Raw genomic sequence first — 9,720 nt, forward strand, 5'->3', positions numbered from 1 at the left:
GGTCCGGTCCAGATCAACGCGAAACGTGCTCGACGCAAAGTGCCGTCGCTCGCAAGGGCGTCCCTTGCCGGGCCCTCGGCACGACCCCCTCGAACACGGTCGCACCGCACACCGCGCCCCGCAACACATCACCCCTGGTGACGGCCGGGGGGCGGGCCGCCGGGCCGGCCCGCCGGCCGTGAAAGCGACCGCCCGCCGCGACACAGATCGCGGCGGGCGAAGCCTCCCTCAGTCGTCTTCTCTAGTCCCTGCTCACTTCCCCGCTCACTTCACATCGACGTAGTCGGCGGAGCCGGTCGTGCCCACGGTGAGGCTCGTGGCCGCGAAGTCGTAGCGGTACGCGCCGTCCGCCGTCGCCTTCACGGTGGCCGAGGCCCAGCCGTTGCGGTCGGTCTTGACCTTCTTCAGCGTGACGAAGGGACCGCTGGTGCCCTTGCGGTACTGGAGCAGCACCTGGTGCCCGATGAGGGGCGCGTTCTTGCGCGTCTCCCAACTGGCGACGGTCATCCGGGCCTTGACCGTGAGGTCCTTGCCCTTCTTCACCGGCTGCGGGGTGGCGACGGTCTGGGACATGTAGGTCTGGCGCTTGATGCGGGCGAAGTAGGCGCCGTCCCCGCGGGTGACGTTGCCGGCTCCGTCGGTGGCCACGGGGGTGATGGTCCAGACACCCGCGAGGGCGTTGCTGCGGAGGTTGGTGTTCGGGTCGGCGGTCACGAGGGCCGAGCAGACAGAGGTCATCTCGTTGATCTTCACGCAGTGACTGGACCCGACCATGACCCCGTCGGCGTTCGCCCGGTCCGCTCCGTGCCAGAGCTCGTACGACACGCTCTGGACGCCGGACGGGTCGCTGACCGTCGCGGAGACCGAGAACACCCTCTTCCGCGTGGCCTCGACGCCGACGGTGTAGTCACGGTCGTGGTTGACATCGATGTTCCAGAACGCCGTATCCGCGTCCTGATCGGCCCCGGAGGCCGGCACGGCGAAGGCGGCCACGGCCAGGACGGCACTGAAGGCGGCGGCAGCGGCGGTGACGGCGGTGGTGGTGGTGCGTCTGCGCATGGTGTGGTTTCCCCCCACGTCTGTGAATCGAGTGGTTACTTCATCCGCGTCAGACCAGGGGGGTATGCGGGGGGTTGCGCACCTTGATCGGCCCTATCCAGCTCTTAACCCTGCCGTCGCCCAGGGTTGGCGGGATCAGGGGTCCCCGGCCAACTGCCCTGCGGACGGGCTGAATTCGAGGGGACGCAGGAGAGGGCGGCACCCCCGCACAGGATGCCGCCCTCTTTGGTGCACCGGAGTCGCCGCCCATCGGTCTTGAGGGTCGGGGACGGGCGACGACTCCGGAGTTTTGGTCGCCGTGGGCCTGACGCGAGGCCCTACGGCCTAGCGGTGGTCGCTGCCCACCGACTGGGACGCCGCGCGGCCCGCCTCCAGGCGTGCCACCGGGATGCGGAACGGCGAGCAGGAGACGTAGTCGAGGCCGACCTCGTGGAAGAAGTGCACCGACTCCGGGTCGCCGCCGTGCTCGCCGCAGACGCCGAGCTTCAGGTCGGGGCGGGTCTCGCGGCCCGCCTTCGCCGCCGCGGCGACCAGGGAGCCGACGCCGTCCTTGTCGATCGTCTCGAACGGGGAGACGCCGAAGATGCCCTTCTCCAGGTAGGCCGTGAAGAACGAGGCCTCCACGTCGTCCCGGCTGAAGCCCCACACCGTCTGGGTGAGGTCGTTCGTGCCGAAGCTGAAGAACTCCGCCGCCTCCGCGATCTGGCCGGCCGTCAGCGCGGCACGCGGGAGTTCGATCATCGTGCCGATCGACAGCTTCAGGCGAACGCCCGTAGCGGCTTCGACCTCCGCGATGACCTGGTCGGCCTCCTCGCGGACGATCTCCAGCTCCTGGACGGTGCCGACGAGCGGGATCATGATCTCGGCGCGCGGGTCGCCCTTGGCGTTCTTGCGCTCGGCGGCCGCTTCCGCGATCGCGCGGACCTGCATGGTGAACAGGCCGGGGATGACCAGGCCCAGGCGCACGCCGCGCAGACCCAGCATCGGGTTCTGCTCGTGCAGGCGGTGGACGGCCTGGAGGAGGCGCAGCTCGTTCTCGTGGGGCTCCTGGCGGGACTCCGCCAGGGCCACGCGGACCGAGAGCTCCGTGATGTCGGGGAGGAACTCGTGCAGCGGCGGGTCGAGGAGACGGACCGTCACGGGGAGGCCGTCCATCGCCGAGAACAGCTCGACGAAGTCCTTCTTCTGGAGCGGGAGCAGCTCCGAGAGGGCCGCCTCGCGCTCCGCCTCGGTGTCGGCGAGGATCAGCTTCTCGACCATCTCGCGGCGCTCACCGAGGAACATGTGCTCCGTGCGGCACAGGCCGATGCCCTGCGCGCCGAAGCGACGGGCGCGCAGCGCGTCCTCGGCGTTGTCGGCGTTGGCGCGCACCCGCAGCCGGCGCTTGCGGTCCGCGAAGGCCATGATGCGGTGGACCGCCTCCACCAGCTCGTCGGCGTCCTGCGCACCCGCGTGCATCCGGCCCTCGAAGTACTCCACGACGGGAGAGGGGACCACCGGGACCTCGCCCAGGTAGACCTTGCCGGACGAGCCGTCGATGGAGATGACGTCGCCCTCCTCGACTACGTGTCCGCCCGGGACCGTCATCCGGCGGCGCTTGGTGTCGACCTCGAGCTCCTCCGCGCCGCAGACACAGGTCTTGCCCATGCCGCGCGCGACCACGGCCGCGTGGGAGGTCTTGCCGCCGCGGGAGGTCAGGATGCCCTCGGCCGCGATCATGCCGTCCAGGTCGTCGGGGTTGGTCTCGCGGCGGACCAGGATGACCTTCTCGCCCGAGCGCGACCACTTCACCGCGGTGTACGAGTCGAAGACCGCCTTGCCGACCGCCGCACCCGGCGACGCCGCGATGCCCCGGCCGACCTGCTCGACCTTCGCGTCGTCGTCGAACTTCGGGAACATCAGCTGGGCGAGCTGGGCGCCGTTGACGCGCTGGAGCGCCTCCGCCTCGTCGATCAGGCCCTGGTCCACGAGCTGCGTGGCGATGCGGAAGGCCGCGCCCGCCGTGCGCTTGCCGACGCGGGTCTGGAGCATCCACAGCTGACCGCGCTCGATCGTGAACTCGATGTCGCAGAGGTCCTTGTAGTGGTTCTCCAGCGTCTCCATGATCTGCATCAGCTGGTCGTACGACTTCTTGTCGATCTGCTCCAGCTCCGCGAGCGGCACGGTGTTGCGGATGCCCGCGACGACGTCCTCGCCCTGGGCGTTCTGGAGGTAGTCGCCGTAGACGCCCTGGTGGCCGGAGGCGGGGTCACGGGTGAAGGCGACGCCGGTGCCGGAGTCCGGGCCGAGGTTGCCGAAGACCATCGAACAGACGTTGACGGCCGTGCCGAGGTCGCCGGGGATGCGCTCCTGGCGGCGGTACAGCTTGGCGCGGTCGGTGTTCCACGAGTTGAAGACCGCCTCGATGGCGAGGTCCATCTGCTCGCGCGGGTCCTGCGGGAAGTCCCGGCCGGCCTCCTTCTTGACGATCTTCTTGAAGGAGGTGACCAGCTTCTTGAGGTCCGCGGCCTCCAGGTCGGTGTCGACCGTGACCTTCTTGGCCTCCTTGGCCTTGTCGAGGGCCTCCTCGAAGAGGTCGCCGTCGACGCCGAGGACGGTCTTGCCGAACATCTGGATGAGGCGGCGGTAGGAGTCCCACGCGAACCGCTCGTCGCCCGCCTGCTCGGCGAGGCCCTTCACGGACTTGTCGGAGAGTCCGATGTTCAGGACCGTGTCCATCATGCCGGGCATCGAGAACTTCGCGCCGGAGCGGACGGAGACGAGCAGAGGGTTGTCGGGCTGGCCGAGCTTCTTGCCCATGCGGGTCTCGAGGGCGTCGAGGTGCGCACTCACCTCGTCACGCAGTGCCGCGGGCTCCTCGCCGCTTTCGAGGTAGACCTTGCAGGCTTCTGTCGTGATCGTGAAGCCGGGGGGAACGGGAAGCCCCAGGTTGGTCATCTCGGCGAGGTTGGCGCCCTTGCCGCCCAGCAGGTCCTTGAGGTCTTTGTTTCCCTCGGTGAAGTCGTAGACGAACTTCGCTACGTGGGGATCTTTGTTTTCCGACACGGTCTCGACTCCCTCGAGGACGCGGTGGCTGCCCTGACGGCCAGGAACATACCCAGATCGAAGGCGTCTGGGTACGTCCACTCATGCGTCATGCGCCTGTAACCACTCGTCCGCCAGAGGATCGAAAGTCAAAGGTTGGCAAGCGCTGAGACGCGGATGTTTTCACTTCTTGAACGCAAGGGTGCCCACAGGGGCGCTTTTTCGCTCAGATGAGCAGCCTTACCGCACGTCTGATTTCGATCGATGAACGATCAAGGGGTGGCACGGAGTGCCACCCCTTGGAGAAGTGCAGCCGCTCAAGATCCGCTCATCTGAGCGCAACCCTTATCAAGGGTGGCGAGAATCACGCTGCCACAGCAGACGAGATTTCACCATGCGGACGTGCGAACGGGACGGAAACACGCTTGTCACACACCCAGCGTGACCAGCCGTTCCTCCACTCGATCGGGCGCGTACAGGTGCTCCACGACCAGCGCCCCGGCCCCGATCAGCCCGGCCCGCTCCCCCAGCCGCGAGGTCACCACCTCCAGATGAGCGGTGGAGCGCGGCAGCGCCCGCTGGTACAGCAGTTCCCGCACACCGGTGAGGAAGGGTGTTCCGGCCAGATCTCCGGCGATCATCAGCACCCCGGGGTTGAGGAGCGTCACGACGGTCGCCAGCACGTCCCCGACCTGCCGCCCGGCCTCGCGTGCCAGCGCGGCCGCCCCCGGATGCCCGGCCGCCAGCAGGTCCCGCACATCTGAGCCCGAGGCCGCCGGCACGCCGTCCTCGGCCAGCCGCCGGGCCACGGCACCGCCACTGGCGACGGCGGCCAGACAGCCGTACGAACCGCACCGGCACCGCGCCTCGGCGCCCACCCGGATGTGCCCGAGATCGCCCGCGCCGCCGTCGATGCCGCGGTAGAGCGAGCCGTCCACCACCACTCCGGCGCCGATCCCGGTCGACACCTTGACCAGCACGAACGCCGAGCACTTCGGATATCCCGTGCGCTGTTCGCCGTACGCCATGAGGTTGGCGTCGTTGTCGACGAGGACCGGCACCGGCACGGCTCCCGTCCGCTCGGTGAAGGCCCTGGCCAGCCGTCCTCGTATGTCGAAGCCGTCCCAGCCGGGCATGATCGGCGGCTGGACGACCCGGCCGCTCTCGCTGTCCACCGGTCCCGGCACCGCGAGCCCGATGCCGCACACCTCCGCGGCCGGCCGCCCGGCCTTCTCCAGCAGCTCGGCGAACCAGCGCCCCAGTTCGTCCAGGACCGCCTCGGGCCCGTCCTCGACGACCAGCGTGCCGCTGTGCTCGGCGAGGATCTCGCCGGTCAGCGACAGTACGGCGGCACGCGCGTGCCGGGTGTCCAGGTCGGCGGCGAGGACGACGGCGTGGGCGTCGTCGAACTCCAGGGTGATGGAGGGGCGTCCGCCCAGCGGGGAGTCCACGGGACCGCCGGCTCCCTCACGCAGCCAGCCGGCCCGGAAGAGGCGGTCGAGGCGCTGGCCGACGGTGGCACGGGAGAGTCCGGTCGCCTGCTGGAGTGCTCCGCGCGTGACGGCCCGTCCGCTCCGCACCAGTTCGAGCAGTTCTCCGGAACTCGCCTGACCCCGTGCGCTCATGCACACCCCCTTGTGTTTCTCAAGCTTGCATTACATGCTGGGTTTTGCGTGTTAAATAGACGTAACTCTACTGTGGCGCCGACTGGTACGGACCGCACCGGTCGGCCGGACGTCTTTCGGAGAGCCCCGAAGTGGATCGCACCGCTCAACTCACCGCCCGCCCAGCGGCCCGTGACATCGCATACGATCCGCCCCCGGCGGTCGGCACCCGGCACCTCGGCGCCGCTCGGGTGCTGGAGGACAACTGGACCGGCAGCTCCACGGTGCCCTCACGCAGCCTCTACCCGCACCAGTGGTCCTGGGACTCGGCGTTCATCGCGATCGGCCTTCGGCACCTCTCGCCGTTACGGGCCCAGACCGAACTGGAGACGCTGTTCGGCGCCCAATGGGGTGACGGGCGCGTCCCGCACATCGTGTTCAATCCCTTCGTGCCGCTCGACGCCTACTTCCCGAGCCCCGACTTCTGGCGCTCCTCCACCGCGGGACGGGCGGCAGGCGCCCCGCGCACCGTACAGACCTCCGGCATCGTGCAGCCACCGGTGCACGCGCTGGCGGCCTGGCTCGTGCACCGCGCCGACCCCGGGCTGTCCCGGGCGCGCGGCTTCCTCACCCGGATGTACCCCCGGCTGGCCGCCTGGCACCGCTATCTGCTGCACCGGCGCGACCTCGGCGGAGCCGGCCTCGCGTCCGTCGTGCACCCCTGGGAGCAGGGCATGGACAACAGCCCCTGCTGGGACGCGCCCCTGAGCCGGGTCACCCCGGCCCCGGCCCGCTCCTTCCGCCGCGCCGACCTCGACCACGGGGCCCCCGAGGACCGGCCGACCGATCTGGACTACGGCCGCTATGTGCGGCTGGCGGCGGACTACCGGGACGGGCGGTACGCCGACGGAGCGGGGGACTTCGCCGTCGAGGACCCGGCGTTCAACGCCCTGCTCATCGCCTCCGAGCACGCGCTGGCGGCGATCGCCGGGGAGCTGGGCGCGACGGGCACGGCCCGGCACGCCCGCGCCGAACGCCTGACGGCCGCGCTGATCGAGCGCCTGTGGGACCCGGCGAAGGAGATGTTCTTCTGCCACGACGTCCGGACGGGCGAGCCGATCCCCGAACGAAGCGTCGCCGGCCTGATCCCCCTCCTCCTGCCCACCCTCCCCCGCGACCTGGTCACCGCCCTGGTCCGCACGGCCCACGGCCCGCACTTCGGCCTCGGCACCACGACCCGCCTCGCCCCGTCCTACGACCTCCTCGGCGAGGCCTTCGACCCGCACCGCTACTGGCGGGGCCCGGCCTGGTTCAACACCAACTGGCTGCTGGAGCGCGGCCTGCGCACGCACGGCGAGCTGGAGCGCGCCGACGCCCTACGCGAGGCGGTGCTGGAGCTGGCCGCCGGCTCCGGCTTCGCCGAGTACGTGGATCCGTACACCGGCGAGGCCTGCGGGGCCACCGGCTTCGGCTGGACGGCCGCGCTCGCGCTCGATCTGCTGCACGACACCGAGGAACTCATGGACCCCAAGGGAGGGAACCGGGGATGACGGACCGTCATCATCTGCTCGTGTACGGGGGAACCTTCGCCGCCGTGGGCGACGGCGGGGACATCAGCGGCGTTCGGGCCGCCGGCTCCCCCGAGGGCCTGTTCGTCCGTGACGCACGCCACCTGAGCCGCTGGCAGCTCACCGTGGACGGAGCGGTGCCGGAGGCGCTGAGTCCGGTCGCCGACGGGGACACGGCACGCTGTGTGCTGGTGCCGCGCGGCGGCCGCAACGAACCGCCGGCGTGCACGATCTTCCGCGAACAGGCCGTGGGGGACGGCTCGTTCGTCGAGTCCCTGCGCGTCACCAGCAACCGCCCGGTGCCGACGACGGTCCGCCTCGCGGTGACCGCGGACGCCGACTTCACCGACCAGTTCGAGCTGCGCTCGGACCACCGCACCTACGCCAAGACCGGTGCCACCCGCACCCGCCAGGTCCTCGACCACGGCGTGGAGTTCGGCTACCAGCGCGGCGAGTGGCGCTCGCTGACGACGGTGACGGCCGACCCGGCCCCGGACGCGGTGGAGGAGACCGGGACGGGCGCCCGGCGCATGGTCTGGACCCTCGACCTCGAGCCGCACGGCACGGCGGAGCTGACCCTCCGGGTGATGGCCCGCCCGCACGGCGACAAGCGGGCGTTGCGGGTACCCCGCTCCCCCGCGGCCCTGTCCGCTCACCTGCTGTCCCTGGAGGGCGAGTTCGTGGAGGGCGTGGCCTTCCCGACGGGCTGGCCCGAGCTGGCCGCCGCCTGTGCGCGGGGTCTGGCCGACCTGGCCGCGCTCCAGGTCCCGGCGACGGGCCCGGACGGCGAGGAACTGCGCGTCCCCGCGGCGGGCGCCCCCTGGTTCCTGACCCTGCTGGGCCGCGACGCCCTGCTCACCTCCCTCTTCGCCCTCCCCTACCGCCCTCGCCTGGCCGCCGCCACGCTTCCCGCACTGGCCGCGACGCAGGCCACGGAGACGGGAGCCGACGCGGTCTCGCAGCCGGGCAAGATCGTGCACGAGGTACGGCACGGCGAGCTGGCCCACTTCGGGCAGGTGCCGTTCGGGCGCTACTACGGCTCGGTGGACGCGACACCGCTGTTCCTGATCCTGCTCGGCGCGTACGTGGAGCGGACGGCCGACACCGCACTCGCCCGCCGCCTGGAGAGCCACGCCCGAGCGGCGATCGGCTGGATGCTGGACCACGGCGGGCTCACCACCCGCGGCTATCTGGTCTACCGCGCCGACCAGGGCGGCCTCGCCAACCAGAACTGGAAGGACTCCCCCGGCGCGGTCTGCTTCGCCGACGGGACGCGGGCGAGCGGGCCGGTGATGGCGGCGGGGGCGCAGGGCTACGCCTACGACGCCCTGCGCCGCACGGCGTGGCTGGCCCGCACGGTGTGGCAGGACGAGACGTACGCGGCCCTCCTCGAACAGGCGGCGGCCGACCTGCGGGACCGCTTCCAGCGGGACTTCTGGATGCCGGGGCACTCCTTCCCCGCCCTGGCGCTGGACGGCACTGGCCGCCAGGTCGACGCGCTCGCCTCGGACGCGGGGCATCTGCTCTGGTCCGGCCTGCTGGACAAGGAGTACGGCGAGCTGGTGGGCCGCCGGCTGCTGGAGCCGGACTTCTTCTCCGGCTGGGGAGTCCGCACCCTGGCCTCCGGCCAACCCGCCTACCACCCGCTGTCCTACCACCGCGGTTCGGTCTGGCCGCACGACAACGCGCTGATCACCCTGGGCCTGGCCCGCTACGGCCTGCACGACGAGGCCCGCACGGTGGCCCACGCCCTGGTCGACGCGGCGACGGCGACCGGCCACCGGCTGCCGGAGGTCCTGGCGGGCTACGGCCGCGACACCCACGCGGAGCCGGTGCCGTACCCGCACGCGTGCGTCCGCGAATCCCGCTCGGCGGCGGCACCGTTGGCGCTGCTCACGGCGGTGGGCGGGGCGTAGCCGGGGCCAGTTGGCCTGGCGTTTGCCGGGTGTTTGCCGAGCGCTGGGGCGCGGGGCCTGAACATAGGTGCAGGTAGGGCCGTACGAGGGGATGGCGGGCCCCAGCCTCCCCAGCGCGGCCCGCCACACCACTCCAACAGGGGCCTCGCACGGAAGGACCTCCGGGTGCCTGTCTTCACGCGCCAACGCCAACTCCCCGGCCCGAACGACGAGCCGGCACCCACCGACGGCGAGAAGGCCCTGAAGGGGCTACCGGCACCCGTTGAGGAACCCGCCACTGGTGGTGCCGACGGGGAAACGGAGGCCGAGACCCCACCCGCACCCACCGACGACGAACCCGCCCCACAGGAGCCACCCGCACCCGACGACGAAACCGCCACGAACGATGCAGGCGAGGAAGCCGAAACCGAGAACACACCCGCACCCGCCGACGAAGAACCCGCCCCACAGGAGCCACCCGCACCCGACGACGAAACCGCCACGAACGATGCAGGCGAGGAAGCCGAAACCGAGAACACACCCGCACCCGCCGACGAAGAACCCGCCCCA

At 71.0% G+C, this 9,720-nt stretch carries 5 protein-coding genes and 1 pseudogene; 3 read left to right on the top strand and 3 right to left on the bottom strand.

What is annotated here, in order from left to right; translation table 11 throughout:
- Window positions 1–264: 264 nt before the first annotated feature.
- From ACIRD7_RS11020 to ACIRD7_RS11030, 3 genes are all read right to left on the bottom strand, one after another.
- Window positions 265–1,059 carry a hypothetical protein gene (locus tag ACIRD7_RS11020; RefSeq protein WP_403452279.1) on the bottom strand — a complete coding sequence of 265 codons (795 nt, stop codon included), beginning with the start codon at window positions 1,057–1,059 and terminating at the stop codon, window positions 265–267.
- 324 nt (window positions 1,060–1,383) lie between these two features.
- Window positions 1,384–4,104, bottom strand: a complete 2,721-nt coding sequence (gene ppdK, locus ACIRD7_RS11025; protein ID WP_403452280.1) for a pyruvate, phosphate dikinase — start codon at window positions 4,102–4,104, stop codon at window positions 1,384–1,386.
- A 407-nt stretch (window positions 4,105–4,511) separates the two neighbouring features.
- Window positions 4,512–5,708 carry an ROK family protein gene (locus ACIRD7_RS11030; protein WP_403452282.1) on the bottom strand — a complete coding sequence of 399 codons (1,197 nt, stop codon included), beginning with the start codon at window positions 5,706–5,708 and terminating at the stop codon, window positions 4,512–4,514.
- A 131-nt stretch (window positions 5,709–5,839) separates the two neighbouring features.
- Between ACIRD7_RS11030 and ACIRD7_RS11035 the strand changes: the two genes are divergently transcribed.
- The 3 genes and pseudogenes from ACIRD7_RS11035 to ACIRD7_RS11045 all read left to right on the top strand — a co-directional run.
- The gene (locus ACIRD7_RS11035) at window positions 5,840–7,237 is read left to right on the top strand and encodes an MGH1-like glycoside hydrolase domain-containing protein (RefSeq protein WP_403452284.1); all 1,398 of its coding nucleotides are present in this window, start codon (window positions 5,840–5,842) and stop codon (window positions 7,235–7,237) included.
- Window positions 7,234–9,171: a glycogen debranching N-terminal domain-containing protein gene (locus ACIRD7_RS11040; RefSeq protein WP_403452286.1), complete on the top strand. Its 1,938-nt coding sequence runs from the start codon at window positions 7,234–7,236 to the stop codon at window positions 9,169–9,171. The genes ACIRD7_RS11035 and ACIRD7_RS11040 overlap by 4 nt, the downstream gene beginning before the upstream one ends.
- A gap of 165 nt (window positions 9,172–9,336) precedes the next feature.
- Window positions 9,337–9,720, top strand: a pseudogene (locus ACIRD7_RS11045) (hypothetical protein); the annotation flags it as partial.

This window comes from Streptomyces sp. NPDC093568 (genome assembly GCF_044764945.1).
Lineage (GTDB): Bacteria > Actinomycetota > Actinomycetes > Streptomycetales > Streptomycetaceae > Streptomyces.

What these genes read in the sequence shown, in the direction of transcription:
- ACIRD7_RS11020 (WP_403452279.1), bottom strand. Translation starts at nt 1,059, where the DNA reads ATGCGCAGACGCACCACCACCACCGCCGTCACCGCCGCTGCCGCCGCC.
- ACIRD7_RS11030 (WP_403452282.1), bottom strand. Translation starts at nt 5,708, where the DNA reads ATGAGCGCACGGGGTCAGGCGAGTTCCGGAGAACTGCTCGAACTGGTG.
- ACIRD7_RS11040 (WP_403452286.1), top strand. Translation starts at nt 7,234, where the DNA reads ATGACGGACCGTCATCATCTGCTCGTGTACGGGGGAACCTTCGCCGCC.